Genomic DNA, 26,985 nt, shown 5'->3' with positions numbered 1-26,985 from the left:
ATGCACTATTTGATAGAAGGCATGTTTTTTTGACGGAGGACGTTTGACAGGTTGCCAAGAGTGGTCGATAACTAAATTGGTCTATCTGAACAGGCGACGAGTGCACATTGCTCGTTGACCGCTGTTCTTCAGACAACTTATGAATAACTTATTTATTTTACGGCCCTTCGTACGGACCGTGCGGTAGCTTTATCTGCGGAAAAGTGCCCGATGATCATACCCGAAGCGCTGTCATCTATAACGTAAATTCATTATCCAGTGTTCCACCGACGTAACACATGATTCAATTTTGAAACACACTTGCACAACCTCATAAAAACATAACGCTGTCTGGCTTATCACTTCCCGGATTCAATTAATCCTCCGCCTGCTTAAACTTTCGATATTCACGGAGTTTACCAGCATGCCAGCAATCAGCTCCGACCGGTGCAATTGGTACCTTCTGCAATGCAAGCCCCATCAGGACGAACGTGCCCACGTCAACCTGCTTCAACAGAACTATGTCGTGTTTCACCCTCAATTTGTGAGAGCGCGTGTGATTCGCGGCAAAGAACACAGGGTGCGGGAATCTCTTTTCCCAGGGTATTTGTTTATCCATCTTGGCGGTGACGACAACTGGGCGCCCATACGATCCACTCGCGGCGTCAGTCGTATTGTCGAATTCAATCAAGGTCCTACGACGGTGTCCGAGAATGTCATCGATCATCTGCGTACGCGCTGTATTGAATCATCGGAATTGCAAGACAACGAGCCGCTGAAGCCCGGCGAACACTTGCGAATAATTCAAGGGCCGTTGTCGACACTGGAAGGCATTTTCATCTCTTCGCTAGGGTCTGAGCGCGTCATGATCTTGCTTCAGTTTCTTAATCGGGAACACGCTGTCTGTGTGCCATTAAGTGATCTCGAACGTCAGCAACCCTCATTACAAACAAATATCTAAAAATCATCTGACTGATGCTTTCCCGGGAGCTATAGAGATGGCCTTGAAGTCACGCTGCCCTTTTGCACTGATCATGGCCTCTTTATACCCCGGGATGGCCTGGAGTATTGATCCACAGCCTATCGATATTTATGGATTCGATTTCGTTCCTACTTTCATGCTGACAGAAAGTCATGACGATAACTTCCGGGAGCTGGAGAGCAATAAACAGTCCTCCATGATCACCAAGTTGGCGCCCTCCTTCGCACTCAAGGCCGAAGATCGCAACAGCGCCACCCGACTGATCTGGCAGCCCACCCGCTACATTTATCACGATGAGTCGGATGCCTCGTACACAGCTCAACGCGTGCTGGCGGACAGCATCATGGAGTACACCGACCGACATCGCCTGGAGCTCGAAGCCGAATACCGCAAATACGAGCGTACGGAATCGACAGCGGTCGAAGGCGTCAATGACAAGATCAACAATAAACGTGTGAGTGGCCTCTACACCTATGGCGCCAAAAGTGCTGATAATCAGATTGCTTTCGGCACCAATTACGCACAACTCCGCTACGACAACTCTGACGGCATCAACGACGACAAAGAACGTAATACCACCGGCGTGACCTCCACCTGGTACCACCGTGTCGGCAGCAACACACGTAGCCTGCTGGAATACGACCACACGATTTTTGACTACCAGCAATCCGACAGCCCGCGCAGTAGCAAATCCGACGCCGTGCTCGCCGGTGCCGTATGGGACGTCACCGCACGCACGACCGGAAAAGTCCGCCTCGGTTATGAACGAAAGAACTTCGATAACAGCGATTCCAAAGACCTCAACAATCCCACCTGGCAGGTGGACCTGCAGTGGAAACCACGAACTTACTCGACGTTTACCTTTGTGGCCCGCCAAGCCTTGGCCGAGGGCGACGATGGCGCGGATGCCGTGAAGTCCACCTTCACCCAGGTCGGTTGGCGCCATGGCTGGACTGAACGGATCACCACGGTGGCAAAAGCCGGGATCGGTCGGTATGTCTACGAAGGCCAGAGCCGCACGGACAACTTTCAGGATTACAACCTGGCGGTGGTGTACGCAATGCGCCGGTGGCTGGATATCGAACTCGGCTATCGATTCCGCGATAACGACTCCGATACCGACAATGAAAGTTTCACCCGCAACGTTTTTCAGATCAGCTTCAACTTAAGCCTTTAAGCAAGAGGGTTTCGATATGAACGCACACACTCTTGGCTTGTTGTTTGCACTGACGTTTGTACCCAATACGCATGCAGCAGACCCCGGCCCTCAATATAAACTGGCCGCTGGCGATGTCCTGCGCATCATCGTGTTTGGTGAGCCGGAGCTGAGCCTGAAAAAGATCCGCCTCAGCGATGCCGGCACATTTTCATACCCGTTTCTGGGAGAGATTTCCGCCAAGGGACTCACACCCAACCAAGTCGAAAAGATCATCGTCGACGGGCTCAAACAAGGTTACCTGATCGACCCGAAAGTCAGTCTGAGCCAGATCGAATACCGTTCGTTCTACATCAATGGCGAAGTGCAAAAGCCTGGCAGCTATCCGTTCGTGCCCGGACTGACACTGGAGAAAGCCATCGCATTGGGCGGCGGCTTGACCGAGCGGGCCTCAATCAAACGCGTGACCATCATGCGCGGCGATGGCGGCGCAACCCTCACCGATAACGTTACGCGAAACACCACGATTGCCCCCGGCGACACCATTTCCATTGCACAAGGCTTTTTCTAATCATGGACAACAGCCCTAGCACCTACGTCGAACGTCCTCTTCAAACGCATCTGCATCAGCAGTACAGCGAAGACAAGGACACCATTGATCTTCTAAAGCTCTGGAGGGTGATCTGGCGCGCCAAATGGAGCATCGGATGGCTGGTCCTGCTGAGCGGTGTGCTGGCGGCCGTTGTGGTCTCGAGCATTACCCCGCAATACATCGGCAGCACCACCTTGCTGTTCAACGATAAAACACCGCCACTGATGTCCTTTCAGCAAGTCAAGGATTCGGGCAGCAACGCCACCGAATACTTGCAGACACAACAAGCACTCCTGCAATCGCGGGACCTTGCCGAACGAGCGGTGAAAAAACTCGGTCTGACGACTAACCCGGTCACCGACCCGCGCCAGCAACCGACGCCATGGTTCACGCCGCGCAAGTGGCTGGCGGATCTTGATCTTGATCAATGGCTCCCGGGGCTGGGCATGTTGATGCCGGTAAAAGATGCGCCGAGTGAAGAAAACGTCTTCAATCAGGTCACGCAGAACCTGATGCTGCACACCAGCGTCAAGTTCGTCGGCAAGAGCCAATTGCTCGAAATCGAGGTGGAGCTTCCGGACCCGACTCTGGCGGCAGCGTCTGCCAATGCGCTGGCCCAAGGCTTTACCGACAGCCAACTGGACACTAGCGAGAAGTCCTCGCAGACCACCACCGCGTGGATGAACACTCGACTGATCAAGCTGCGTGACAACCTGCGCGTGGCCGAGAAAAAGCTTCAGGGGTACCGGGAAGAGCAAGGTCTGGTCGACGTTGGAGGGGTCGCCACCATCAGTGCCAACGAATTGGAAATGACCGGCAATCGCATGGTCGACGCCCGTCGTAACCGCGCTGAAGCAGAGAGCCAATACCGGCAGGCGAAGGCCCTGAGCAACGGCGATCTGAGCCGACTTTCCAGCGTGCCTGCGGTCTTGAGTAACCCATTGGTCCAGCAATTTCAGGCGGACCGGGCCAAGGCCCAAGCCAAGGTTGAGGAACTGGCGGGGCGCTATGGTTCAAAACATCCCAGTCTGCTCTCCGCGCAGTCCGAATTGCGCACAGCCACCACCAGCCTGCAACTGCAGGTGCAGCAGGTGGTGGCCGGTATTGAACGGCAATACCAACTCGCCTCGGCCAGTGAAGCCTCGTTACGCCAATCATTCAACAGCAACAAGGCGCAGATCCAGGACATTGCTCGCAAGGAGTTCCAGTTGCGCGAGTTCCAGCGTGATGTCGACAGCACCCGCGCGCTGTATGAAACGTTCGTCACCCGCTTGAAAGAAACAGCGGCGACCGCCGACATGGACTCGACCAAAGTGCGCATCGTCGACCCAGCCATTGTCCCAGTCGATGCAAGCAAGCCCCGCAAAACATTGATTGTGGGGATAGTCGGGTTGGTCGCTGCGGTAATCGGCGTAGCGTTGGCGTTGCTCTTTGACAGCCTGAGTAACACCTTCAAAACCGACGAGACGATCGAAAGCGCGCTTAACATTCCTCTGCTCAGCGTCGTACCGTTGGTGATGAAGAAAAGCCGGCGGCAATTGGCGCGATTGTTCGAAGACAACGACAACCCGCGTTTTTCCGAGACCATTCGCAATCTGCGCACCTGGCTGATGTTGCAAAGCAGTGAAATGCCGTCGCAGGTGGTTCTGGTGACGTCGACCGTTGCTGGAGAGGGCAAAAGCACCATTGCCAACAATCTGGCCAGTTCGCTCACTCCGCTGGAGCGTGTGCTGCTGATCGATGCTGACATGCGCCAGCCAACCCTTTCGCTGAACTTCGATTTTCCGCCTGACAGCCCCGGACTGGCCAATATCATTGCAGGCACTGCCAGACTCGAAGACTGCATCGTTTCGGTGGGCAATCTGGACATGCTGCCGGCCGGCAAGGTCCTGCCCCCTTCGCTGGATCTGTTCGCCGCACCGCGCTTGCCTTCCCCTGCCGATTCGCTTGACCCGGCACGCCAGCCTCCGCCGCAGGATCTGCTCAGCTCGCCGCGCATGGCGCGCATGCTTGAGGCGCTGAGGTCGCGTTACCGCCACATCATTATCGACTCACCACCTGCGGAGATGATCAGCGACGCGCTGTTGCTGGCCAAGCATTCGGATGCGGTGATCTATGTGGTCAAAGCCGACAGCACGCCGATCAGCCAAGTGCAGAGGGGCATTGCCATGTTGCAGCAGAGCCATGTGCCGGTATTTGGCACCGTGCTCAACCAGGTGAACCTGCGCAAGGCGCGCAAGTACGGCTACCACCATTCCAAGACTTTTTATAACTACGACTTCGCGCCTCGGTAACGCCCTGCGACCCAGCCTGTCGTTACGCCTCTTTCTGCCATCACAACACGCTGCTTCACCTCTGCCGAACTAGGGAAAAGCCTGCGGGAGCCACGCCGTGCCTGCCCGACCAGCGCTGATGCATTACTTCTGCCTTGAGGTTAAGCCCATGACACCGTTCTATACCGCTCACATGGCACACCGCCGAGGCCTGACGTTCTGGGGGCAGTGGCTGTGCGCGCTGACGCTGGCCACCTCGCTGCTGATGCTGCTCGTGTATTGGCGCGTCGGCAGTCTGACCAGCGAATACCGCATTCTGATCATTCTGACTGTGCTCGGTTCAGTGCCGATTTACAGCGTGATGCAGGTCTACCACAAGCGCCATGGCCTGTTGGTCGGGCTCGGCAGATTGCTGGCCGGTTGGTTGATCCTGTTGGCCGTGCTGGCGGGTATTGCCTTCATCACCCAGACCAGTGCGATTTATTCGCGCCAGGTGATTATGGTCTGGGCGGTGCTGGGCTTCGTGGTCCAGGCCGGGAGTTTTCTGCCCCTGCATTACTTCGCCCGACTGCACTCTCGGATGGTCTGCAACGAGCGTCGTTCGGTGATCATCGGCACATGCCCGACCGCCCATGAGCTGGCGAAAAAACTCTCCAGACCGAACCGTGCGCTGGTGTTGGGTTTTATTGCCGCAGCGGACAACAGCGGCCCGGCCCCCAGCATTCTGCCGCTGCTCGGCCATGTCGACTCGATCCGCGAAATCATCACCCGCCTGGAAGTGCGCCGCGTCTATATCGTTCTGACAATGGCGCATGCCGCCACCATCGAAGCGCTCTACATCGACCTGCTGGACATGAATGTCGATGTGGTATGGATCCCGGATTTTGGCAGCATGGTGTTGCTCAACCACTCGATCTCGGAAATCGAGCGAATGCCGGCCATTTACCTCAATGAAAGCCTGATCAGCTCTCATCCCGCCAGCCTGTTTTGCAAGGACCTGTTCGAACGCAGCCTGGCCACCCTGGCCATTATTCTGCTCAGCCCATTGCTGTTGGTGGTGGCGGTCGCCGTCAAGCTGACCTCCGCAGGCCCTGTGCTGTTCAAGCAAAACCGCCACGGTTGCAACGGTGAAGTGATCAAGGTCTGGAAGTTTCGTTCGATGCGCGTCCACGACGACCGCGAAGTGCGCCAGGCCACCCGTGACGATGACCGCATCACGCCGGTTGGACGCTTCCTGCGCCGCAGTTCCATCGACGAATTGCCACAGCTGTTCAATGTCTTGTTCGGCCAAATGGCCCTGGTCGGCCCGCGCCCGCATGCCGTCACTCACAACATTTATTACACCGGCAAAGTGCGCGCCTACATGGCCCGGCATCGCCTCAAGCCGGGCATCACCGGGTTGGCCCAGATCACCGGGCATCGCGGGGAAACCGAGACGGTGGAAAAGATGCAACTGCGCGTCGCCCAGGACCTCAACTACATCAACCAATGGTCGCTGTGGCTCGACATCAAAATCCTCATCAAGACCCCCTTCACCTTGTTCTCGAAAAACATCTACTGACCCCCTTCCCCATCGTTGCTGACTGCCACGACGACTCGAGGTTTGACCATGAACGTGAGCGTATTCGGTATTAGTTACGTGGGCCTTGTCCAAGGCGCCGCACTGGCAGAGGTCGGGCACAACGTGCTCTGCGTCGATGTCGACGCTGCCAAGGTAGAGGCACTGAAGGAAGGCACGCTGCCCCTCTACGAACCCGGTCTGAAAAGCCTCGTGCGCGACAATTACCAAAGCGGACGACTGCAATTCAGCACAGACCTGGCCAGTGCTGTTCATCATGGCGATGTGCTGTTGATCGCCGTTGGTACGCCGCCTGACGAAGACGGTTCAGCAGATCTCAAATACGTGTTGAGCGTGGCGCAAACCATCGCGCTGAACATGGACCGTCACCACATCATTGTCGACAAATCCACTGTGCCGGTCGGCACCGGTGACCTGGTACGCGCGCGCATCGAGCAGGTGCTGGCCGACAACGATCGCAGCGATCTCACGTTCGACGTGGTCTCCAATCCGGAATTTCTCAAGGAAGGTTGCGCGGTGGAAGACTGCATGCGCCCGGACCGGATAATCATCGGCACCGACAGCCCGCGCGCCGAAGAGGTTATGCGCGAACTGTATGAACCGTTCAACCGCAACCGCGAAAAAATCATCGTCATGGACGTTCGCAGCGCCGAACTGACCAAGTACGCCGCCAACTGCATGCTGGCGACCAAGATCAGCTTCATGAACGAAATGGCCGCCCTCGCCGAAAAACTCGGCGCCGATATCGAGAGGGTGCGCCATGGCATCGGCTCCGATCCGCGCATCGGTTATCAATTTATCTACCCGGGGCTTGGCTACGGCGGTTCGTGCTTTCCCAAAGACGTGAAGGCTCTTATTCACGCCGCAACCAGCGTCGACATCGACGCCCGGGTGCTCAAGGCCGTCGAGTTGCGCAACCATGAACAGAAAGCCAGCCTGTACAGCAAAATTTTCAATCACTTCGACGGTGTCCTTCGCGGCAAGACCTTTGCCTTGTGGGGCTTGAGCTTCAAACCTGACACCGACGACATGCGCGAAGCTCCCAGCCGGGTATTGATGGAAGCCTTGTGGCACGCCGGCGCCAGCGTCCAGGCGTTCGACCCGAAAGCCATGGAAGAGGCCCAGCGCATTTATGGCTCGCGCGATGACCTGACACTGACAGGCACCAAGGAAGCGGCCCTGAAAAATGCCGACGCACTGATCATCGTCACCGAGTGGCAATCATTTCGCGCGCCGGACTTCGACTTGCTTAGCCAGCAGCTCAAACAACCGCTGATTTTTGATGGACGCAATCTGTTCGATCCGCAGCGTTTGAGCAAACGCGGCTTTACCTACATATCCGTGGGCCGGCAAACCCACACGGTCCTCTGAAAGGTATCGCACCATGATCAGACTGGAACTCGTCGGGCAATACTCACCGAAGTTACTGGAGGCCAACCAGGCCTATTCCTTCATTAACTTTTCGTCCATCGGCAGTTTTTTCGAGCAGACGCCAAGCACCGTCGCCTATTTTTGCGACGGCATGCTGATGTCGACATTCATGTCTCGCGTGACCGGTCGTAAGATCGGCCGGGTCAGCTTCGACTTCACGTCTATTGCCGACCTTGTACTTGGCAGCGCCGAGCAACAGGGCAAACGCGTGTATTTCGTCGGTGCCCGGCAAGTTGAACTGGAGCTGTTCATCAGCAAGATCAAGACACTCTATCCGCTGCTGACCATCGCCGGTTATCACAACGGCTACTTCGATGCGTCGCAGGCCGAGGGCATTCGGGCCGACATCTGCCGCAGCAAAGCGGACATCCTGATCGTCGGCCTGGGCGCCGGCCTGCAAGAGCAGTTCGAGCAGGATGCGCTGCGCGCGGGCTTCGGCGGTGTCGCCTTCACCTGTGGCGGGTTCATTCGCCAGGAAGCCATGGCCACGCGGCATTACTACCCAGCGGTGATCAATCGCCTGCATATGCGCGCGTTTTATCGAATGTATCGCGAGCCCCATACGATCAAACGCTACCTCATCGACTACCCAAGCAACTTTTTGCACCTGTTGGCGATGATCGCTCGGCACAAAGTCGCCATCAGCGTCGGGGAGTGACCATGCATATCCTGTTTATCCTCAAGGATTTCAAGCCGGGCGGCGGCGTCGAGCGCGTTCAGCAACGGTTGTCCGAGCAGTTTCTCAAGGACGGCCGGCGTGTGAGTTTTTTCGTCATGAACGGTGACATGTCCGACACCAAAGGTGTTCAAAACCTCAACGGCGGCGGCAGCGGTATCGTCGGTCTGCTCAAGTCCATCGTCCTGTTGCGCCAGCTCATTCGCCGTGACGGCGTCACCCACCTCATCTCTGCCAAGGAGCAGGCCAACCTCTGCACCTGGTTCGCAACCTTGGGCAGTTCCTGCAAAGTCATCTATAGCCGCCACGCGACACTTGATTGCACTGAACAGAAAACCGGTCCCTCAAGCCTGCGCCTGCTCTACACGTTGTACCTCTGTGGCAGCGGCAAGGTAGTGACGGTCTCCACTGCCCTGCGCCAGGCTCTCGTTGATTTAATGCCATGGGGTCAGCAGCGAATCCGTTATTGCCCCAACGCAGTCGTCACCGAACAACTGCTTAAGGCCTCGCAGGCCCAACTGCTCGCAGGATTACCCAGCGACTACTGGTTGAGCCTGGGCCGTTTGGTGGAACCCAAAGGTTTTCACCTGTTGCTCGATGCCTACGCCCTGGCTTTGCACAACGAAGCGCTGCCGGATCTGGTGATCGTCGGCGACGGTCCCTTGCTCGACGCACTGACCACTCAAGCAAGCCGCCTGGGCGTCGCGCACCGGGTGCATTTCACGGGTTTCCTGAGTAACCCCTATCCACTGCTCAGGCACGCAAAACTGTTCATTCTGAGTTCCGTGCAGGAAGGCATGCCGACCGTGCTGATCGAGGCGTTGGCGCTGGGTACGCCGGTATTGGCGTGTGACTGCGAGACCGGGCCCAGAGAGCTGCTGGACAACGGTCGACTTGGCCGACTGGTCGCCGTCAACGACGTACCCGCGTTGGCGAGTGGAATGCTGCAAAGCCTGACGTCACAGGGATACGTTTCGCCAAGCGATAAGATGCTCACTGATGCCATCCACCCATACACCAGCCAGCAGGCCGCGCAGGCGTACTACCAGGTATGGAACCAATGAAAAAGCTGCTGATTATCCTGCATGATCTCAGCGCAGGCGGGGCCGAAAAGATGATGGCGCGCCTCGCCGGCGCACTGGTGGATGCGGGCAATGACGTGACATTGCTGATGCTCACCGGCGACGGCATCCATGCGGCGCACCTCGACCCGCGCGTAAAAAAGGTTGAACTGCAAAGCCCGCGCAGCTCACGTGCCGTGCCGGCACTCGCGCGATTTCTGCGCGCCAATCGCTTCGACGCGCAACTGGCTGCCCTCACTCACGTCAACGTGGTGGCGATCGCCGCCGCAACGCTGTCAGGAACATTGGCACGGCTGCACGTCAGCGAGCGCAACGCGTTTTCCCACGACAAATATGTTAACCCCGACTTCAGGGTGCGGGTGGCCTACCTGGTGGCGCCGCTGCTGTATCGGCTCATTCCCAATCCGGTGATCTGCGTCTCGCGAGGCGTCGCCCAGGACTTGGTCGACACCACCATTGCGCGACACCGGGATGTGACCATTGCCGACAATCCGGTCCTCGACAACGACTTTCGCGACAAGAGGCCCGGGCTGCCGAGCCATTGCTGGCTGCTGGAAAAGTCCTGCCCGGTGATTGTCGCCGTGGGTCGTCTGGCGTCGCAAAAAGGCTTCGACACCTTGATCACCGCTTTCGCGGCATTACCGGATCGCAGCGTCCGTTTGATCATCTTTGGCGAAGGCGCGCTCAGGACTCAATTGCTTGACCAGGCATGTACGCTGGGCCTGGCTGATCGGTTCGACCTGCCGGGCTACACCAATGACCCTATGGCCGAAGTGGCTGCGGCTGATTGTTTTGTGCTGTCGTCGCGGTTCGAGGGCAGTCCCAACGCGCTGGTCGAAGCCTTGTCTACGGGGACGCCAGTGATTTCGACCCGCTGCCCCCATGGCCCGCAAGACATTCTGCTCGATGGAGTCGTTGCCCCGCTGGTGGCGGTCGACGACCCCAGCGCAATGGCGCAGGCGATTGCCCTGCAATTGACGCTGCCGCGAGAGTTCAAGCGTCAGTTCCGACTCGATGCTGCCGCCCGATTCGTGAGCGCCAAGGCGGCGCAAACCTACCTCGCCGCGCTGCTCGGGAGACCGTCGCCATGAACAGACTGGAAGTCAGGTACTCCACGCTACGTGACGCCTTCACCTTGTTCGGCGTGCTGTTTTACATCCAGGTGATTACGTTTGTTCTCGGGCTGGGTGGCGCATCCAGCTTCGGCGACATCGATAAAGACCTCGAAGGCAGCGTCGCCAACCAGGTCTGCGGCCTCATCACACTGTTGGTGCCATTCTTCTTCTTCATCCGCAACAAGGTGTTCCTCAGCAAAACCTTTTACCGCAGCAACTTCTTTCTGCTGGTGTTCATGCTCTGTGTCATCGCATCGATCGGCTGGTCCCACGACCCGATGCTGAGTCTCAAGCGGTTTATCGCGATGCTCAGCGTGGTGTTTTTTGCCGGTTTCATTGCCTATAACTACCCCCTTGAAAAAATCACCTTCATACTCGGCTGTGCCATCGGCGTGGCGGCGTTGATCGGGTTGATACTCGCCGTGGTCATGCCTGGCATCGCGTTCTTATCCGGTGGCATTCGCGACGGCGCATTCAAGGGGATTTTTGCCGAAAAGAACGCCGGCGCCCGGCTCAACGCGATCGCCATCCTGCTGTTGCTACCGATGATTCGTCAGCGCAATCGCTGGGCGCTCTTCTGTTCGTTTTTCTCGCTGGTCGCCATCTTGCTCGCCCAGTCAGCAACAGGGGTGGTGCTGATTATTTCCGGCACGATCAGCTATTGGTACTTCCTCACGTTGATCCGCTTGCGCATCAACCGCTCGCAGCTGATGTTCCTGGGCTGCACCTTCCTCTACCTGCTGACTTGCCTGTTTCTATACAGCAACTTTGCGGTACTACTGGAAATGTCCGGTCGTGACCCGTCACTTACCGACCGTACATTGATCTGGGAGCTGCTCGCGCCCTTTATCGACGGACAGTTTCTCAAGGGTTACGGCTTCGGCGCCTTTTGGTCCAGCCCTGATGCCGCTGCTTTCATTACCCGCTGGGGCTATATCGGCAACGCTCACAGCGGCTACATGGAGACCCTGCTCAACGGCGGCGTTATCCAGTTGACTGCACTGGCGTTGCTGCTGAGCGAATCGCTGCTCAAACAATACCGCGCCGTGACGGCGAACCAGGCGGCACAGTTTCGCGCCAGCGCGCTGGTGATCATCGGCTTGTTCGCCGTCACCAATTATGTGGCGTACGTGATTCCCAACTACCGCTCCGCCGAGTTCTTGGTGTTCTGCACCCTGGCCCTGTCCTTTCGGTATCACCACGCGACATTCCCCGAGTTGTCCCCTGCACCCCTGCGTCAACGTCCGTCTGGCAGGGCATTACCGCGCGATTCAGCCCAGGCGTAACAAAAGGAGAAACACCTGTGTCAGACCAAGCCCCCCCTTTACCGCATTCAGTGTGCGTCGTGATCCCGATGTACAACGGCGCCGACAGCATTGAGCAAACACTGGCGTCCCTGGTCGGGCAAACCCGACAGCCCGATCACGTCATCGTCATCGACGATGGTTCCACCGATGACGGACCACAACGGGTCAAAGACTTCGCGGCGCCGTTTCGCCTGACGCTGTTGCAGCAAGCCAACGAAGGCCAGGCCAGCGCCCGCAACCACGGATTGCGGCACACTCAAGAAACTTTTGTGGCGTTGCTCGATGCCGATGACCAATGGCGTCCGCAAAAGCTGGAGCAACAACTGGCACTGTATGACGAACTCAGTCGTCAGGGACGGCCGGTGGGGTTGATCGACTGCTACACGCAGGTCAATTACAGCGACGGTAGGCGGCAACTGGACAACCGGCGCAAGAACGGCAGGCATTTCTACGATTTCATCCACGCCAACGTCGTCAATGGCGTATCCACCGCGCTGGTCAAGCGCGACGTGATTATGCAACTCGGCGGCTTCGATGCCAGCCTGCGTTACTCCGAAGACCGCTTCATGTGGACCCGAATCGCCGAACACTGGGAGATCCACACGGTGCCACAGGTGCTGCTGGAGCGCACGGTCAACAGCGGCAACATGACCGCGCAACCGAAAAAGTACTACCAGAACAAGATCAGGTTCATCGAAGTGTACCTCGCCCGCTATGGCGCGCAGCTAAGCAAGCAGCAACGGATCGATTTCGTGCTGGGTAACCACACCGACTTTCTCTATGCGTTTTCCCGCAGAGCCGAGCATGCCGAGGTGATCGGCGTGTACCGGCGAATGCTGGAATATTCCTGGCAAGCACTGATCTTCGCCAACGGCAAACCGACCTTGCGCTACCTCTACGCATGCGCCCGATCATTGCGCAAGGTAATGGCGTCAACCACCGCTCATTGAACCGGTATCCGCCATGGCCAATCACCGTCTGGTGACATTGATCTGGATCTTCACCGAGAAATTCGGCCTGATCTTCCTGTCGATGATTACCTTTGTCGCGTATGCCAGGCTGCTGTCACCCACAGAGTTGGGTGTGGGCACGATCATCATTGCCATCGTCGAGTTGATCGGTCTCATCTACTCCTCGGTGCTGGAAGACCCGCTGGTACGGCTCGAACGACTGGAAGACAAACACATCTCTACCGCCTTCTGGGCCGCGGTGCTTGTCAGCCTGGTGTCCATCGCCATCATCTCGGGCGCGGTGATTCTGTACACGCCCGACCCGGTGCTGCAATGGATGACGGCGGTGGCCTCGGTGAAAATCCTGTTCACCATGATGGCGCGGGTCTATGTGGCGCAAATGCGCCGTAGCGGCAACTTCAGGATGCTGGCGTCACGCACGTTACTGGGCAAAGTGTGTGGTGGCGTCGGCGGCATCGCTGTCGCGCTTTGGGGGTTGGGCGCCTGGGCGGTCATTGCCCAGGCCCTGATCATGGAGTTCGTGTCCATCATCGTATTGATGCGCGCAGACCCGCGACGCATTGCCTTTTATATTGACGGCCCTTTCTTGCGCGAACTGTTGAAGGCCGGCGCACCGGTTGCCGTCAACGCGCTGAGTTCGCAAACGCTACAGCACGGGGTCAATGTGGTCTTGGGCATGACGGCCAGCACCAACGCGGTTGGCATATTCAACATGGCGATGCGCATCATCGATCTGCCGCGTACGGCGATCTATCACGGTCTGATTAGCTATGCGCTGCCGGTGTTTGCCCGGCGCAGCGCCGATCCATCACGGTTGCGCGCGATCATCAGCGATTCCACCGCCATCAGCGGCTTTCTGTTGACGCCTTTGTTCATCGGCATCGCGCTCACGGCGCACGACCTGATCCTGTTGATTTTCGGCGCCAAATGGACCGAGGCCATTCCCCTGCTGCAAGTGCTTGCGTGCACGGCAGCCATCGGCAATACCGCCATGTACGCCACGACCGCACTGGTCGCGGTCAATCGCAGCCACCTGACCATCAAGGCCGAAGTGGCAACCACGGTACTGGCACTGGCGCTGGTCTATAGCTTCGGCAGCCTCTATGGCGGCATGGCCGCCGCCCTGGCCCTGCTGGCGCGGATGGCGATCATCACTCCACTACAAATCCGCGGATTGAACAGCGCAATCGGCTATGGCTGGCGGCTGTTTTTCGACACCAACTATCGCAGCGTGATTGCCTCGCTCGTCATGGCAGCGATCGTCCTGATGGTTTCTTCCCGATTGGGTTTTCAAGGCTACCTGCACCTGATCTGCAACATCGTGGTTGGCGCGCTGAGCTATGCCGTGGCGTATAGCGTCATGCACCCGCGCTGGCCGCAAGAATTCAAATCGGTTTTCACCGCCCGCTGAATTCAGTCCCGAGACAGGAACACCTCACCATGCGCAAAACTACGCTAATCACTGGCGGGGCCGGCTACATCGGCTCCCATACCGCCCTGGTGTTAATCAACGCCGGACACAATGTGTTGGTGCTCGACAACCTGTGTAACAGCTGTCGAGAGTCGATCGTTCGTCTTGAGCATCTGACCCATACCCGGGTCGATTTCATCAACGGCGATATTCGCGACTCGATCTTGCTCGACGATATTTTCAGTCGCTATGACATCGATGCCGTGGTGCATTTCGCAAGCCTGAAATCCGTTGAGGAAAGCCTGCGAAGACCGTTGGATTACTACGCCAACAACTTTGCCGGTACGCTGAGCCTCTGCGGGGCGATGGCCCGAAACGAGGTGTTCAACCTGGTGTTCAGCTCGTCGGCCACGGTATATGGCGATCCCACGCGAATACCGATTGCCGAAGATCTCGGCACTGGCAAACCCGTCAATCCCTACGGCCGAACCAAGCTGATGATCGAAGAGCTGCTGACCGACCTGTGCCACTCCGATCCACGCTGGAACATCGCCTTGTTACGTTACTTCAACCCGATTGGCGCTCACGAAAGCGGTATGATCGGCGAGGATCCCAGGGGCCGACCCAACAACCTGTTGCCGTGCCTGACGCAGGTCGCGATTGGACGGATGCCCGAACTCATGGTGTACGGCTGCGACTATCCCACCGTGGACGGGACGTGCGTGCGCGACTACATCCATGTGGTCGACCTTGCCAATGGCCATCTGAAAGCGCTGCAGGTATTGCAAAACCTCGGTGGCATCCATTGCTGGAATCTGGGCACCGGCATTGGCTACAGCGTGCTACAGATCATCCACAGTTTCGAAGACGTTACCGGCATTACCATTCCTTACCGCTTCGCCCCACGCCGCCCCGGAGATATCGCCCAATGCTGGGCCGACCCGAGCAGGGCTGGACGGGATCTGGGCTGGAGCGCACAACGCGATCTGGATCAGATGATGGCGGATTCCTGGCGTTGGCAGTCTTGCAATCCGCAGGGGTATCAGTCCTCTTTCAACGTACCGGTATTGACTGCGGTGAAGTAACGGGCGCAAGCAATCGCTCCAACAGCAAGGAAAGCACATGCTCAGAGAATGTCTGCTGGTACTGCTGTTGTCGGTTTCGCTGGTTTGCAGCGCCGCGCTAGCGCCTTCCCGTCCGCCAGCCGTCGGGCTGGTGCTGTGGCTGGACGCGGCCGACGCGTCGACCATGAGTATCGATACGCAGGGCCGCCTCCAGCGCTGGAACGACAAGTCCGGCAAAACCAACCATGCCACGGTAGACGATGCCATTGCGTCCTCGCGTCCGCAGCGCGTGGTCAACGCAATGCACGGCAACGCGGTGGTGCGCTTCAATGGCGTTTCGGCGTTTCTGGGCAAAACAATCCGCGCCGGCAAAGGCTCGGTGACCCTCCTGATCGTCTCCCGTCGGTTGCCCGAGCAGAGCCCGGCAGACCCTTGGCAGCGGCTGTTCAGCTCGCGCCCGAAAAGCGCCGATAACGACAACGTGCTGCCGAACTTCGCCATCAGCCTGCGACAGGCAGACGCCTACGCGCCGACCTTTTCCGTCCTCGAACTTCACGACGTGCCGATTGGCCCCTACGCGGTCGGGCGCAACGTGGTCGGCAATTCCGACAATTTCAAAGGCGATATCGCGGAAGTGCTGGTGTACGACCGCCCGTTTGCCTCCCTTGCGCAGCAACAAGAGGCGTATCAATACCTGGCGAACAAGTGGTCGGTTGCCGTTCCCCGGGAGGCCGATACCTGGACCCGGGTTGGACCGCTGGGCACTTTGCCGACACTCGGCGACACTGGCTTGCCCCTGTCCGATCAGGCCAATGCCGGCAACTGGATATTCGACAGCAAACTGTCCGATGACTTCAATGGCGACGTTCTCGACTCCGTGCGCTGGCACGTCAACAATGCCCAGGGGAATGAATCCTTGGGTCGCAAACCGGCGCTGTTCAGGCCGGCCAATGCGTTCCTGGCCAACGGCAACCTGAATATCGTCTTTCGCAAGGAAGCCTTGCCGCAGAAGTACGTGCAACTGGGTTTCAAGGACTATTCCTCCGCCATGGTCCGCACGATCGAGCGCGGCTTTTACGGTTACTACGAAGCACGCGCCAAACCCATGAACTCGGCGGGTTCCAGCGCGTTCTGGCTCGCGTGGACAGGCATGGCCGACAATGCCACCGAAATCGACATCTTCGAAATCGGCGGCAAGACCAAAGACGCGGCCCTCGACCGTTCGTACAACATGAATGCCCACCTGTGGGCAACGCCGCAAAGCACTGAGCATGTCGCCAATGGCAGCACCTGGATCAGCCCCTGGCGCCTGGCAAGTGCCTTTCATGTCTACGGCTTCGACTGGCAGCCCGACACCCTGCGTTGGTACGTCGATGGCGTGCTGGTCAGGGAATCGAAGAACACCCACTTCTTCTTCCCCATGCAGATCGTCTTTGACAGTGAGGCCATGTGGAAATGGTTCGGCGTGGTCGACGATGCTGACCTGCCCGCCACCTTCGAAGTCGACTACGTCAAGATGTGGCAACGTAGTCGATAGCCATCACACGAAGCCGAGGTATTCTCAATGTTCGCCCCAGGCCGACTCCGATCGACCTAATTTTCATGACCCGTTTCAGGTTGTAGGCGAGCACATTCACGCTCATCTCGGCGCTTACCCCATTAAGCTTTCGAGTCAGGAAGTGCCTCGCTCACATCCATTGGTTGAGCGTCCCGAAGGGATGCTCAACCATCCGTTTTCGGATCTGCATCACTTCCGGCGCGTTGCTTGGCCTGTCCTGCATTTCCTCCAGTACGGCTTGATGTTCCCAGCGTCGAACCCGCAAGGGGCAACAGATCCGAACCAGTCAAGCCAACGTCAAAGTCTACAACCGTCGCCTGGCTGACCTCAGGTTGGGTGGTAGATACGACCTGTTTATCCTGAAAGCGTTAACGCCCTGAACTTTCGTTCGATCATTTAGGTCGACAAAATTCCAGCCTCATCAGCGCGCCCGATGATTCCCGTGCGCGGCGTCTCAACCGGCTCACGGGCGGCGGTTAAAAAAACAAGAATGGGTGATAACGATGAATTGTCTTATTTGTGTCGGCGTGGCGGAACGCATTCAGTGTCACGGCCCGTGGGAGGAGAGGGATTGTCCGGACTGTGGGCGCTATCGGATTTCCGATGAGTTCCTTTTGACCTTGATGGATCAGGGCCAGATCTTCGATGTAAACAAAACCAGAAACTGGCTCGATAGCCGACGCAAAGAAGGCATTACACCTTCTATTGAAGTCCATGAGGCGCTACTGCTGCTATAGCGTTCGCCCTGAGTCAAATTTCAATCGGCAGGATGGTCAGTTTTCAATCAGCGCCAACAAGTTTGGAGCGCATAGACATGATCAAACGCCGGCTGAAAGAATTAGATTTGCTGCGCTTCCTTGCTGCTTTCGCAGTAGTGATTTTTCACTATGCTTTTCGCGGGCATGCAAGGGGCGACATGTCTACAATGCCCTACCCGCTATTGGCTGAGCCTGCTAAATACGGTTATTTAGGAGTCGAACTGTTTTTTATGATCAGCGGATTCGTCATTCTGATGACCGCTTCGAACAATGATCTCAAAGTATTTTTTATATCCCGAGTCGTTCGCCTCTGCCCTGCTTTCTGGGTGTGCTGCACCATCACTTTTCTAATCACTCTTGCCATCGGACAGCCAAGATATACGGCTAATCTTTATCAATACATTATCAACATGACATTACTTAGCGACCTGATGGGTGTCCCGTCGATAGACGGTGTTTACTGGTCTCTTTTTGTAGAAATAAAATTTTACATAATGATATCCATTCTGTTGGGCTTCAGGAAAATAGAAAAAATAGAGACATACCTCGTGCTCTGGCTACTGATCTCTGCCACAGCAGAAGTATTCACTTTTGAAAAGGTGCGCTTGATATTAGTTACCGATTACTCTGCATATTTCATAGCGGGTGCAACCTTCTACATTATATGGGCCAAGGGCATAACAAAAACACGAGTTCTCCTATTGGCGGGTGCATTGGCATTAGCCAACTACACCGCAACTGTATGGGCCGAATTGCTCGAAACCAAATATTCAACCGAATTCAATCCTCTGATCGTATGCAGCATAATTATCCTGTTTTTCATGACGTTTTTTTTGATCGCAACGAACAAAACGGCAGCCATAGGGGCATTGAACTGGACTACATTAGGAGCGCTAACCTACCCACTTTACCTATTACATCAAATGATCGGCTTTATGATCTTTAACATTGCTTATCCGGCTGTGAACCCGCACATACTGCTATGGGGCACCACCGCCTTGATGATAGGTGCGTCTTATATCATCCACAAAAAAATAGAAGTCCCCATTGCCAGACTAATTAAAAAATTCCTTTCATTATCCTTCAACCGTGTCAGAGGCTGATCAGCCCTAACAGAGCTCCTCCTTCACGACAGCGCGATACTGAGCCTTCAAGAAAGTTGCCCATGGACCCATTTTTCAAAGCCATCTGGCCACACTGGGCGATCATTGCGATCGACAACTGGTCTGAGTGGGTTGATGAAGGCGGCCCCGTGCAGAAGCCGGGCATGCTGGCTGAGCCAGGCGAGCAAGACCGCCCACGTGTCTGGTGCCAGGCATAGCAAGTGACGGATGTCCTCCCTTTCCTCCGTCTCGGGAGCATGAATACAAAAGCCCCGGCAAATGCTGAGGCTTGATAGAGATGAGAGCATGAGGCGCGCGTCGGCGGGTCAATAAAGATGTCACCTAGTGTGCTGTTTTGAAAATAATTTACCCATTAGCCCGTGAAGCCATCGCCTCACGGGCTCGCTGTATCTTGTTCAAAATATCTTCTCCCTTTGCATTCCATACATAGCGAGTCGGCTGCACATTACGCAGTGCCAGGAACGTGGTGATCGAGCTTTCCAATTCACGAACCGAGCTGAAACTGCCCTCACGCAGATACACCGTGATGTCGCGAAAGAAGCGTTCAACCATGTTCATCCACGAACTGGAGGTCGGGGTGAAATGCATGTGGAAGCGTTTGTGCTTCTCAAGCCAAGCCTTCACTTTCGGGTGTTTGTGCGTGGCGTAATTGTCCACGATCAGATGCAACTGAAGATGCCTGGGCGTTTCGCGATTGATCTTTTTGAGAAATTCCAGCCACTCCCACCAGTGCGGCGCCGGACTCGATAATGGCGTTTTCCCAGGCAAGAATCTGTTCCAGGGTGTCGGCCTTGCCGCCGGGCAAGGCACCGACTTGCAGGGCAGCAACGATTGACTTGGACATCGCGGTGACTCCGTTAGCAATGAGGTGTTGCTCATTCTGCGGCGCGACAGGATCATGAATAAAGCCAGACTCACTACTCAATGATATGAATCAAATGAATATCGCCACCGTCGATCTCAACCTGCTCAAAGTCTTCGAAGCGCTGCACGAGGAATCCAGCGCCAGCCGTGCCGCGCTGCGTCTGAGCGTGACGCAATCGGCGGTCAGCGCGGCGTTGCGCCGGTTGCGAGAGGTGTATGGCGATCAGTTGTTCGTGCGCACGGGTCGAGGTCTTGCGCCGACGCTCAAGGCCAACCAGTTGAAACCGGTGGTCAGCGATGCGTTGAATAAATGCCGCCAGAGCCTGGCGATGGTCGATCCGGCTGCCCACCATTACGACGGACGCTCGGTAATGATCGGCTTGTCTGATGATTTCGAAATCGCCTACGGGCGACGATTGATCGAAGAGATAGCTCACCGAGCGCCGAAGCTGCGGTTGATCTTTCGGCAAACCCATAGCCAGATCGTCGCCCAGGCCTTGATGGCGCGCAGCATCGATCTGGCGATCACGGCAGGCGGGTTTGCCGAGCGCTTGCTCAGCCGTCAGGTGCTGGGTGAAGGGGATTATCTGTGTCTGGTGGATCCCCTCAGCCTGGCCGAGGGACAGCAGAGCCTCAGCCTTGAGGCGTTCGTCGCCCGCGAGCACATTCTGGTGTCCTCGGGCGGTTTTATCGGGATTACCGATGAAGGCCTGGCGGCGTTGGGGCTGAGCCGGCGGGTATGCGCTTCGACCACGCACTTTGCCGCGTTGCCGCATCTGCTCAAGGGCAGTCAGGCGGTGGCGACCATTCCGGCCCATGCGGCTAAAAGTATCGCCGCGCTCAGCGCACTGGCACTGCTGCCCTGCCCTTTGGCGCTGCCACGCTACCCGATCGAGCTGGGCTGGCGCACCACTACGCAGCTCGATCCGGTGGTGCTGAAAGTTCGCGAGGCGATTGTCGCGATCTTTTCCCAACCGTAGGGAATAGGGTCAGGTAGACGTTTATTTAGCGGCCATCAGGCGATTGACTTCACTGCGCACCATGTTCGCGAATTCCGGGGGCGACATGCCGTCGAGTTCGGAGCGCACCCATTCGGCCCATTTGCCTTTGCGCTTGGCGCGCTCACCGAACAACCGTGCGGCTTCGCCCTTGGCTTTACCCAGATTGTTTTGCCAGAGTTCGAACAAACGGGATTTTTCATCTTCAAGCGCCGCGCGCTCGGCAAGGGGTTTGTCGGCCAGATTGAAGCTCATGGGAGTTACCTGCTGCGTAAAATAGGCGACATCTTACACTGTAGGAAGAAATGTCCTGCCCTGGATTTTTCTTCAGCGTTGAGTCACCACGCAAAATGGCTGCAACTTTTATCACGACGGCAGACTCCATTGTTCATTGCCCATTCACCTGCAAGGAGTACTCCAATGGCCCGCAAAATCATCGATCAAGTCGCTGAGGATCAAATCAAGGATCAGGTCTTCAGCGAACTTCAGGCCCTGATCGAAGAATCGGCGAAACTGCTCAAAAGCAGTGCTTCACTGGTCGGAGAGGAGGCGGACACCCTTCGTGGGCAAATCGCCCAGAAACTCCAGCAGGCACGGCACTCGGTAACCAGTGTTCGCGAGCGGACAAAACCCGCGGTCAACGCCACTGAAATCTACATCGGCGGTCATCCCTGGCAAACCGTGGCCATCTCCGCCGGATTCGGTCTGGTGGTCGGGTTGTTGTTGGGCCGGCGCTAGCGGGAAACATTGTCTCTGTATCTGAACCTGTAGGAGCCAGGCTTGCCGGCGAAAGCGATCTCAAGTCCGTCTTCGCCGGCAAGCCTGGCTCCTACAAAAGCCCGGCGAGTTCCCGCAGATTCGCCAGCGTCTGAACATCGAGCGGGATGCCTTGAGCAGCGGACTTGACTCGCTGCCAGTGACGCCGATCACCCGGTAAACGCTTGAGCCCTACACCGTGCATCTGCCGGACCAGTTCCTGGCTGCGTTCGGCAAAGTTCTGCCCCGCCGATTTGCTCGGGTCGATCACAATCAGCAGTTGACCGGTCCAGGGGGTTTTGGCCCCCGGGTGATTCGACCAATCGAACTCGAAAGAAAAATTACCGCCCGTCAACGCCGCCGCCAACAGCTCCACCATCATCGACAGCGCCGAACCTTTATGCCCACCAAACGGCAGCAACGCGCCGCCCTCAAGTATCGCTTTCGGGTCCTGGGTCGGTTGGCCGAGGCTGTCCACTCCCATGCCCGCCGGCAAGTGCTCCCCTTTGCGGGCAGCGATCTGCACATCGCCATGGGCAATGGCGCTGGTGGCGAAGTCAAAGACGATCGGATCACCGTCGGCCCGAGGGGCGGCGAAGGCAATCGGGTTGGTACCGAACAACGGACGATCGGCGCCGTGCGGCACCACGCAGGTCATGCTGTTGACCACGCTCAGTGCCACCAGCCCTTCTTCGGCAAAAGGCTCGACGTCTGGCCATAAGGCGGCGAAATGGTGGGAATTACGGATGGCCAGCACCGCAATGCCGGCGCTGCGGGCTTTTTCCACCAGTAATGGCCGCGCCGCCGCGAGGGCCGGTTGGGCGAAACCATTGCCGGCGTCGACCCGGACAAACCCCGAGGCCACGTCCTCGACCACCGGCACGGCCTGACCATTGACCCAGCCGCTCTGCAGCGTCGACACATAACCGGGAATGCGAAACACCCCATGACTGTGAGCCCCGTCGCGCTCGGCGCCGGCACAGTTAAAGGCCAGCGTTCTGGCGACGTCGGCTGAGGTGCCGTGGCGCAGGAAGATCTGCTCGAGCAATAGGACGAGCGCGGAGAAATCGAGCGTTTGAGTGTTCGAGTTGTCGGCCATTTCAGGCGATGCAGTCATCTGAAGCTCCAGTTTTATTATTGGGTACGGGCAACAGGTCAAACGAGGTTGCAGGGCAACCAGAAAAAGTCATCGATTAAGCGCTGTTTTACCGGCGTCCTGTCAAGCCTCCAGCACAGGATCAAGGTCAAGCAATATGTACCGCACCCAGGCTTTCCATTGGCCCTAATGTTTTCCCTCGACCCACTCGCTGCGATCCCCCCATCGCAGCCCATCGAGGACACCGGCTACCGCGAGAAAGCGCGGTGACAAGGCACTGGCACAACGTCAGTGCCCTGGCTTTTCCAATCGTGATTTTGATCATTTTTTCACTCCCTTTATGGATACTGCCTGGCAACGTTCTGTTTTCAGGGCCTTGGGGGTGAAAAATAAATACGACTTTGATGGGGAAATGCCATGACGGTTGTTCTCGCAGACTTCGCCTCAAGGTTAGAATGCAGGAAATCAGGATGAGTCAATGACCGACCACTCTCTCTCGCAAGCCCAATACGACGCCATCACCGATGCCGCTGCGCACTGGTGCATGCGTCTGCATGCCATCGACTGCACGGCCGAAGAGCGCCTGGCGTTCGAGCAATGGCGTGATGCGCATCCTCTGCACGCCTTCGAGTACGAAGCCATGTTGGAGATCTGGGACGTTGCGGGGGATTTGCCTCGTCCGGAATCCGCCGTACCGGTAGCTCCGGTCAAACCGGCATCCCCCTGGCGCACCTTCGGCATTGCAGCCACCGTTTGCGCCCTGGCGGTGCCACTGGCGGCGTACACCGGATGGAACCTTGGATGGCTGCCCAATGCCTACCAGCATTTCGAGGCGACCGACAATGTTCGTCAGGTCACACTGAGCGACGGCAGCCAGGTAGAGCTGAACCTGGGCAGTGAACTGACGTTCAGCAATTACAAGGATCAACGGCGTGTCACGCTGAAAAAAGGCGAAGCCTTCTTCAGCGTCAGTCACGACATGCAGCATCCGTTCATCGTCAAAGCGGCCGAAGGCAGGATTTGCGTCACCGGAACCCAATTCAACGTCTGGATGTATGAAGACCAGGTACGCATAAACCTGATCGAGGGTTCCGTGCTGGTGACCAGCAACGATGCCCTGCCCGGCGAGGGTTTGCGTCTTGAACCTGCCATGCAGGCGCGTTACAGGCTCGGAGACTTCACGCCGCAGATCAGCCAGACCTATGCCAACGACCATTCGTTGGCCTGGCGCAGCGGCAAACTGGTGCTCGATGATCTGGCGTTGACCGACGCCCTGCCCTTGATCAATCGATATTTGAACAAGCCTGTGATGATTGCGGACCACAGCACCGGCTCGATTCGCCTCGGCGGTATCTACAACATCAAAGAGCTCAACAACCTGGTGGCTTCGCTGCCCAAGGTGCTGCCGGTCTACCTGACCCACAACAAGGACGGTAATCCGGTCCTCAATTCAATTGCGCAACAACCCCCAAAAAGCTGAAGACCGCCACCCTGGCGGGGTGCGGCCTTCATGCTTGATTCAAACGCTATCGCTGTTACTGCGCGGCGATCTTCCCTGCTTTTTCATCCTGCTCGCGGATCGTCTGAACCTGGTACTGCGGATCGGCCGTGATCTGTTGTTCGGTGAACGGCAACACACTCAACTGCTTTTTCGAATAGGCCAGTGTCTGGTCCCGGGAATACTTCGAAGCCGGGTCACTGGATAACGAAAATGCCAGCACCCCCCGAGCCTGCGGCCCCTTGTCATCAAACGTCACCACCTGCAAATAGCTGGTGCCGCTGACGACTTCGCGTTTGCCATCGGTTCTGGGCACACTTTGAATGGCGTTATACACCCCCAGTGTGCCCGGCCCGCCGTGGATCGGCGTTTGCTGTCCGCCACTGCTGACCACCTGGATATCGCCCCAGCGGGTATCGGCCTTCAAACCAAGGGTTTTAACCTGTTCTACCGAAGCCAGCATCGCCGCCCGAATCGCTTTGGCGACGTCTGGCCGTTCGATTGCCAGGCCACGCGGTGTATGTTGAGGATCCTTCGGATCGAACGCTACACGCCAGATATCAGGGTGTTGCTGTAACGGCACCATGACATTCTGGAAATGCACTAAGCCCAGCCCACTGTCCAGATTCGCACGGCGATCCCAGGCCTTGAGGCTGGCACACAGCGGCGTCAGCGTCGGCGCATCGGGCCCAAGGTCCGCGGTGCAGAATTGCAGCAGGTCCGGCATCACTTGGGACGCCTGATAGACCTGATCGTCCATCACCATGTGTTGCAGATCCGCAGCCGTAACGGGACCGGCCTTGTTCAAGGTGCCCAAACGCTCCAGTGCGAAGCGCGAACGCAGCCCCAATGGCTTATTGTCCTGACTGATCAACGGCGAAAAACCGGTGAGCGGTTGCGCCGGGTTGGCCATCCAGGCCGAATCGTTGGAGTGCTGCACAAAGTCTTTGCGCAGCAGTTGCGGCAACTTGTCTGCCGCATAAATACCTTTTTGCGCAGCGTGCGGGTCAATGTCCCAGGCGCAGCCGCTGTTGGAACCGTCGAGCAGGATCATCTGCAATCCGGCCCGCGGATCGCTGCATTTGGCCAGCTTGTCGGCACTGACGTTCGGCACCACCGACAGGTTCATGTAAAGCGTCTGCCCCTGATCGTCCACCGCGAGCGTGTTGACCCACGGGATCCCCTGAATCTTATGCACCGATGCCTGCAAATCCTTGAGGCTGGCGGCACGGTTCATCGCGTACCACTGCTGCAAGACCCGATCGTTCTCCAGGTTGGCATCGCGCAGGCTATAGGCAAACTGGTTGTTCCAATCCAGCTTTCCGGGCCATTGCACAATCGGGCCGAACTCCGAGCTGTAGACCACACGGGAAATCTGCCGGGTCTGGCCATCGGGTTGCTTCACGTTCACCGCCAGCGTCTGCTTTTTCATCGGCAAGGACTTGCCATCCAGCAGGTAACGGGTCGGATCCTTGGGATCGAGTTGCAAGCGATACAAGGTGAAGTGCTTGGACGAATCCACGGTATGGGTCCACGCCAAATGCTGGTTGAACCCGATGTTAATCATGGGCAGACCGGGCAACGCGGCGCCCATGACGTCCAGTTTGCCGGGAATGGTCAGGTGCATCTGATAGAAACGCATCCCGCCCACCCAAGGAAAATGCGGATTGGCCAGCAGCATCCCTCGACCGTTGAACGAGCGCTCGCTGCCGACCGCCACGGCGTTGCTGCCGCGATCCAGAGCGAATCGTTGCATGCGCGAGGCCGCCAGCCGGAACGATGCTGATTCATCCGCGACATGAGCGACGGCTTTAGGCGGGGTGGCGCCGGCCAGTGCTTCGGCAAACTGCCCCACGCCCCCTTCGACCAGCAGGCGACGGGTCAACTTGACCAGGTCCTGGGCGGCAATCGGGCGCACCCATTCACCTTGGCATTGCGGCGGCAAACCCTGCGCCCGACGCTCTGTCAGCGAACGGTTGTAACCCACCACATAACCTTCGATGAGCTCACGGACTTCAGGTGTTTGCGCCTGCCAGAAACCGGAAACGGCTTGAGGGGTGTTCAGCCAGTTGAAAAACAAATCACTGGCCAGGTTCCCGCGCTCTTCGAGCGTAAACTGGTCCGGGCCAAAATACCGCGAACGCTCGCCGCTGACGGTAACGATCTCATTGGCCAGCAAGCACAGATTGTCCTGAGCGTAGGCATAGCCGATGCCGTAGCCGAGCCCGCGCTCGTTTTCGGCACGAATATGCGGCACACCGAAACTGGTTCGACGAATCTCGGCCGTCGCCTGCTCTGGCTGGCTGCGCGCGTTTGCCGCAAGGCTCAGCCCCAGAACCACACCCGCAAGGCTCAACCTGGTTAACTGCCTGGAAATAATCACGCTCGCTCCTGATCGAAAAGACGTATGACACGCAATGCGCCTAATGCCTGTCGGTTAAGGAGCGAAACCTGTGGGAGCGGGCTTGCTCGCGAAAGCAGTGTGTCATTCAACATTGATGTTGGCTGAACCGACGCCTTCGCGAGCAAGCCCGCTCCCACATGGATTGCGCTTGACTGACTGGCATTACGCAATGCGCCTCCCCTTGAAACGAAGCAAACGGCAAAAATTTAGGCCTTTGAGGACGTCCCCACGCCCGTCTCACGGGTTGCTGACGTAACGGTGACAAATTTTCTACATGCGGCGCTTCATTATTTCCCTGCTCGTTCGTCTTA

The 26,985-nt window shown here is 57.3% G+C and carries 22 protein-coding genes and 4 pseudogenes; 20 read left to right on the top strand and 6 right to left on the bottom strand.

Going from position 1 to position 26,985, the window contains the following annotated elements:
- The first annotated feature begins 403 nt into the window (after window positions 1-403).
- From rfaH to ACA044_RS13880, 14 genes are all read left to right on the top strand, one after another.
- A complete protein-coding gene (rfaH, locus tag ACA044_RS13945) occupies window positions 404-940 on the top strand; it encodes a transcription/translation regulatory transformer protein RfaH (protein WP_497446867.1) in 537 nt (178 codons plus the stop codon).
- A gap of 37 nt (window positions 941-977) precedes the next feature.
- Window positions 978-2,138 carry an outer membrane beta-barrel protein gene (locus tag ACA044_RS13940; RefSeq protein ID WP_497446866.1) on the top strand — a complete coding sequence of 387 codons (1,161 nt, stop codon included), beginning with the start codon at window positions 978-980 and terminating at the stop codon, window positions 2,136-2,138.
- Window positions 2,139-2,154: 16 nt separating this feature from the next.
- Complete coding sequence (locus tag ACA044_RS13935; RefSeq protein WP_497446865.1) at window positions 2,155-2,688, top strand: polysaccharide biosynthesis/export family protein; 534 nt, start codon at window positions 2,155-2,157, stop codon at window positions 2,686-2,688.
- Between the two features lie 2 nt (window positions 2,689-2,690).
- Complete coding sequence (locus tag ACA044_RS13930; RefSeq protein WP_497446864.1) at window positions 2,691-5,003, top strand: GumC family protein; 2,313 nt, start codon at window positions 2,691-2,693, stop codon at window positions 5,001-5,003.
- A 148-nt stretch (window positions 5,004-5,151) separates the two neighbouring features.
- Window positions 5,152-6,543 (top strand): undecaprenyl-phosphate glucose phosphotransferase, encoded by a 1,392-nt coding sequence (locus ACA044_RS13925; RefSeq protein WP_497447221.1) that lies wholly within the window; start codon window positions 5,152-5,154, stop codon window positions 6,541-6,543.
- A gap of 48 nt (window positions 6,544-6,591) precedes the next feature.
- Window positions 6,592-7,932 carry a UDP-glucose dehydrogenase family protein gene (locus ACA044_RS13920; RefSeq protein WP_497446863.1) on the top strand — a complete coding sequence of 447 codons (1,341 nt, stop codon included), beginning with the start codon at window positions 6,592-6,594 and terminating at the stop codon, window positions 7,930-7,932.
- 13 nt (window positions 7,933-7,945) lie between these two features.
- On the top strand, window positions 7,946-8,650 hold the full coding sequence (locus tag ACA044_RS13915; RefSeq protein ID WP_497446862.1) for a WecB/TagA/CpsF family glycosyltransferase: 705 nt from the start codon (window positions 7,946-7,948) through the stop codon (window positions 8,648-8,650).
- A 2-nt stretch (window positions 8,651-8,652) separates the two neighbouring features.
- Window positions 8,653-9,732: a glycosyltransferase gene (locus ACA044_RS13910; protein ID WP_497446861.1), complete on the top strand. Its 1,080-nt coding sequence runs from the start codon at window positions 8,653-8,655 to the stop codon at window positions 9,730-9,732.
- Window positions 9,729-10,841, top strand: coding sequence for a glycosyltransferase (locus tag ACA044_RS13905; protein ID WP_497446860.1), 1,113 nt, complete (start codon window positions 9,729-9,731; stop codon window positions 10,839-10,841). Before ACA044_RS13910 ends, ACA044_RS13905 begins: the two co-directional genes overlap by 4 nt.
- Window positions 10,838-12,151 (top strand): O-antigen ligase family protein, encoded by a 1,314-nt coding sequence (locus tag ACA044_RS13900; RefSeq protein WP_497446859.1) that lies wholly within the window; start codon window positions 10,838-10,840, stop codon window positions 12,149-12,151. The genes ACA044_RS13905 and ACA044_RS13900 overlap by 4 nt, the downstream gene beginning before the upstream one ends.
- A gap of 17 nt (window positions 12,152-12,168) precedes the next feature.
- Window positions 12,169-13,122, top strand: coding sequence for a glycosyltransferase family 2 protein (locus ACA044_RS13895; protein WP_497446858.1), 954 nt, complete (start codon window positions 12,169-12,171; stop codon window positions 13,120-13,122).
- 13 nt (window positions 13,123-13,135) lie between these two features.
- Window positions 13,136-14,554 (top strand): oligosaccharide flippase family protein, encoded by a 1,419-nt coding sequence (locus ACA044_RS13890; RefSeq protein WP_497446857.1) that lies wholly within the window; start codon window positions 13,136-13,138, stop codon window positions 14,552-14,554.
- A 29-nt stretch (window positions 14,555-14,583) separates the two neighbouring features.
- The gene (gene galE, locus ACA044_RS13885) at window positions 14,584-15,639 is read left to right on the top strand and encodes a UDP-glucose 4-epimerase GalE (protein ID WP_497446856.1); all 1,056 of its coding nucleotides are present in this window, start codon (window positions 14,584-14,586) and stop codon (window positions 15,637-15,639) included.
- A 37-nt stretch (window positions 15,640-15,676) separates the two neighbouring features.
- On the top strand, window positions 15,677-17,155 hold the full coding sequence (locus ACA044_RS13880; protein WP_497446855.1) for a family 16 glycosylhydrolase: 1,479 nt from the start codon (window positions 15,677-15,679) through the stop codon (window positions 17,153-17,155).
- Here ACA044_RS13880 and ACA044_RS13875 read toward each other — a convergent pair.
- Window positions 17,130-17,438 (bottom strand): annotated as a pseudogene (locus tag ACA044_RS13875) (transposase); the annotation flags it as partial. The gene ACA044_RS13880 and the pseudogene ACA044_RS13875 sit on opposite strands and share 26 nt — an antisense overlap.
- Before the next feature lie 241 nt (window positions 17,439-17,679).
- On the opposite strand from ACA044_RS13875, the gene ACA044_RS13870 reads away from it, so the two are divergent.
- The 3 genes and pseudogenes from ACA044_RS13870 to ACA044_RS13860 form a co-directional block, all read left to right on the top strand.
- Entirely contained in the window at window positions 17,680-17,913 is a 234-nt protein-coding gene (locus ACA044_RS13870; RefSeq protein WP_497446854.1) for a hypothetical protein, read from the top strand.
- Window positions 17,914-17,990: 77 nt separating this feature from the next.
- Window positions 17,991-19,037, top strand: a complete 1,047-nt coding sequence (locus ACA044_RS13865; RefSeq protein ID WP_497446853.1) for an acyltransferase family protein — start codon at window positions 17,991-17,993, stop codon at window positions 19,035-19,037.
- A gap of 53 nt (window positions 19,038-19,090) precedes the next feature.
- Window positions 19,091-19,193 (top strand): annotated as a pseudogene (locus tag ACA044_RS13860) (DUF159 family protein); the annotation flags it as partial.
- Between the two features lie 210 nt (window positions 19,194-19,403).
- Here ACA044_RS13860 and ACA044_RS13855 read toward each other — a convergent pair.
- Window positions 19,404-19,829: pseudogene (locus ACA044_RS13855) on the bottom strand (transposase); the annotation flags it as partial.
- Window positions 19,783-19,902, bottom strand: a pseudogene (locus ACA044_RS13850) (carbon-nitrogen hydrolase family protein); the annotation flags it as partial. The pseudogenes ACA044_RS13850 and ACA044_RS13855, both read right to left, overlap by 47 nt.
- A gap of 85 nt (window positions 19,903-19,987) precedes the next feature.
- On the opposite strand from ACA044_RS13850, the gene ACA044_RS13845 reads away from it, so the two are divergent.
- On the top strand, window positions 19,988-20,902 hold the full coding sequence (locus tag ACA044_RS13845; RefSeq protein ID WP_497446852.1) for a LysR substrate-binding domain-containing protein: 915 nt from the start codon (window positions 19,988-19,990) through the stop codon (window positions 20,900-20,902).
- Window positions 20,903-20,923: 21 nt separating this feature from the next.
- On the opposite strand, the gene ACA044_RS13840 is transcribed toward ACA044_RS13845, so the two are convergent.
- Window positions 20,924-21,175, bottom strand: a complete 252-nt coding sequence (locus tag ACA044_RS13840) for a hypothetical protein (RefSeq protein WP_007937833.1) — start codon at window positions 21,173-21,175, stop codon at window positions 20,924-20,926.
- A gap of 165 nt (window positions 21,176-21,340) precedes the next feature.
- On the opposite strand from ACA044_RS13840, the gene ACA044_RS13835 reads away from it, so the two are divergent.
- Window positions 21,341-21,658, top strand: a complete 318-nt coding sequence (locus tag ACA044_RS13835) for an ElaB/YgaM/YqjD family protein (RefSeq protein WP_497446851.1) — start codon at window positions 21,341-21,343, stop codon at window positions 21,656-21,658.
- A gap of 91 nt (window positions 21,659-21,749) precedes the next feature.
- Here the strand turns inward: ACA044_RS13835 and ACA044_RS13830 are convergent, their stop codons facing one another.
- Window positions 21,750-22,793, bottom strand: coding sequence for an Ldh family oxidoreductase (locus ACA044_RS13830; RefSeq protein WP_497446850.1), 1,044 nt, complete (start codon window positions 22,791-22,793; stop codon window positions 21,750-21,752).
- A gap of 457 nt (window positions 22,794-23,250) precedes the next feature.
- On the opposite strand from ACA044_RS13830, the gene ACA044_RS13825 reads away from it, so the two are divergent.
- Window positions 23,251-24,252: a FecR family protein gene (locus ACA044_RS13825; protein WP_497446849.1), complete on the top strand. Its 1,002-nt coding sequence runs from the start codon at window positions 23,251-23,253 to the stop codon at window positions 24,250-24,252.
- A 55-nt stretch (window positions 24,253-24,307) separates the two neighbouring features.
- Here ACA044_RS13825 and pvdQ read toward each other — a convergent pair whose 3' ends face one another.
- A complete protein-coding gene (gene pvdQ / locus ACA044_RS13820; RefSeq protein ID WP_497446848.1) occupies window positions 24,308-26,653 on the bottom strand; it encodes a bifunctional acylase PvdQ in 2,346 nt (781 codons plus the stop codon).
- Window positions 26,654-26,985: the final 332 nt, after the last annotated feature.

It is taken from the genome of Pseudomonas sp. LBUM1673, from assembly GCF_059695645.1.
This window is presented reverse-complemented; position numbering and strand designations above follow the sequence as displayed.

What these genes read in the sequence shown, in the direction of transcription:
- rfaH (WP_497446867.1), top strand. Translation starts at nt 404, where the DNA reads ATGCCAGCAATCAGCTCCGACCGGTGCAATTGGTACCTTCTGCAATGC.
- ACA044_RS13940 (WP_497446866.1), top strand. Translation starts at nt 978, where the DNA reads ATGGCCTTGAAGTCACGCTGCCCTTTTGCACTGATCATGGCCTCTTTA.
- ACA044_RS13935 (WP_497446865.1), top strand. Translation starts at nt 2,155, where the DNA reads ATGAACGCACACACTCTTGGCTTGTTGTTTGCACTGACGTTTGTACCC.
- ACA044_RS13930 (WP_497446864.1), top strand. Translation starts at nt 2,691, where the DNA reads ATGGACAACAGCCCTAGCACCTACGTCGAACGTCCTCTTCAAACGCAT.
- ACA044_RS13925 (WP_497447221.1), top strand. Translation starts at nt 5,152, where the DNA reads ATGACACCGTTCTATACCGCTCACATGGCACACCGCCGAGGCCTGACG.
- ACA044_RS13920 (WP_497446863.1), top strand. Translation starts at nt 6,592, where the DNA reads ATGAACGTGAGCGTATTCGGTATTAGTTACGTGGGCCTTGTCCAAGGC.
- ACA044_RS13915 (WP_497446862.1), top strand. Translation starts at nt 7,946, where the DNA reads ATGATCAGACTGGAACTCGTCGGGCAATACTCACCGAAGTTACTGGAG.
- ACA044_RS13910 (WP_497446861.1), top strand. Translation starts at nt 8,653, where the DNA reads ATGCATATCCTGTTTATCCTCAAGGATTTCAAGCCGGGCGGCGGCGTC.
- ACA044_RS13905 (WP_497446860.1), top strand. Translation starts at nt 9,729, where the DNA reads ATGAAAAAGCTGCTGATTATCCTGCATGATCTCAGCGCAGGCGGGGCC.
- ACA044_RS13900 (WP_497446859.1), top strand. Translation starts at nt 10,838, where the DNA reads ATGAACAGACTGGAAGTCAGGTACTCCACGCTACGTGACGCCTTCACC.
- ACA044_RS13890 (WP_497446857.1), top strand. Translation starts at nt 13,136, where the DNA reads ATGGCCAATCACCGTCTGGTGACATTGATCTGGATCTTCACCGAGAAA.
- galE (WP_497446856.1), top strand. Translation starts at nt 14,584, where the DNA reads ATGCGCAAAACTACGCTAATCACTGGCGGGGCCGGCTACATCGGCTCC.
- ACA044_RS13880 (WP_497446855.1), top strand. Translation starts at nt 15,677, where the DNA reads ATGCTCAGAGAATGTCTGCTGGTACTGCTGTTGTCGGTTTCGCTGGTT.
- ACA044_RS13870 (WP_497446854.1), top strand. Translation starts at nt 17,680, where the DNA reads ATGAATTGTCTTATTTGTGTCGGCGTGGCGGAACGCATTCAGTGTCAC.
- ACA044_RS13865 (WP_497446853.1), top strand. Translation starts at nt 17,991, where the DNA reads ATGATCAAACGCCGGCTGAAAGAATTAGATTTGCTGCGCTTCCTTGCT.
- ACA044_RS13845 (WP_497446852.1), top strand. Translation starts at nt 19,988, where the DNA reads ATGAATCAAATGAATATCGCCACCGTCGATCTCAACCTGCTCAAAGTC.
- ACA044_RS13840 (WP_007937833.1), bottom strand. Translation starts at nt 21,175, where the DNA reads ATGAGCTTCAATCTGGCCGACAAACCCCTTGCCGAGCGCGCGGCGCTT.
- ACA044_RS13835 (WP_497446851.1), top strand. Translation starts at nt 21,341, where the DNA reads ATGGCCCGCAAAATCATCGATCAAGTCGCTGAGGATCAAATCAAGGAT.
- ACA044_RS13830 (WP_497446850.1), bottom strand. Translation starts at nt 22,793, where the DNA reads ATGACTGCATCGCCTGAAATGGCCGACAACTCGAACACTCAAACGCTC.
- ACA044_RS13825 (WP_497446849.1), top strand. Translation starts at nt 23,251, where the DNA reads ATGACCGACCACTCTCTCTCGCAAGCCCAATACGACGCCATCACCGAT.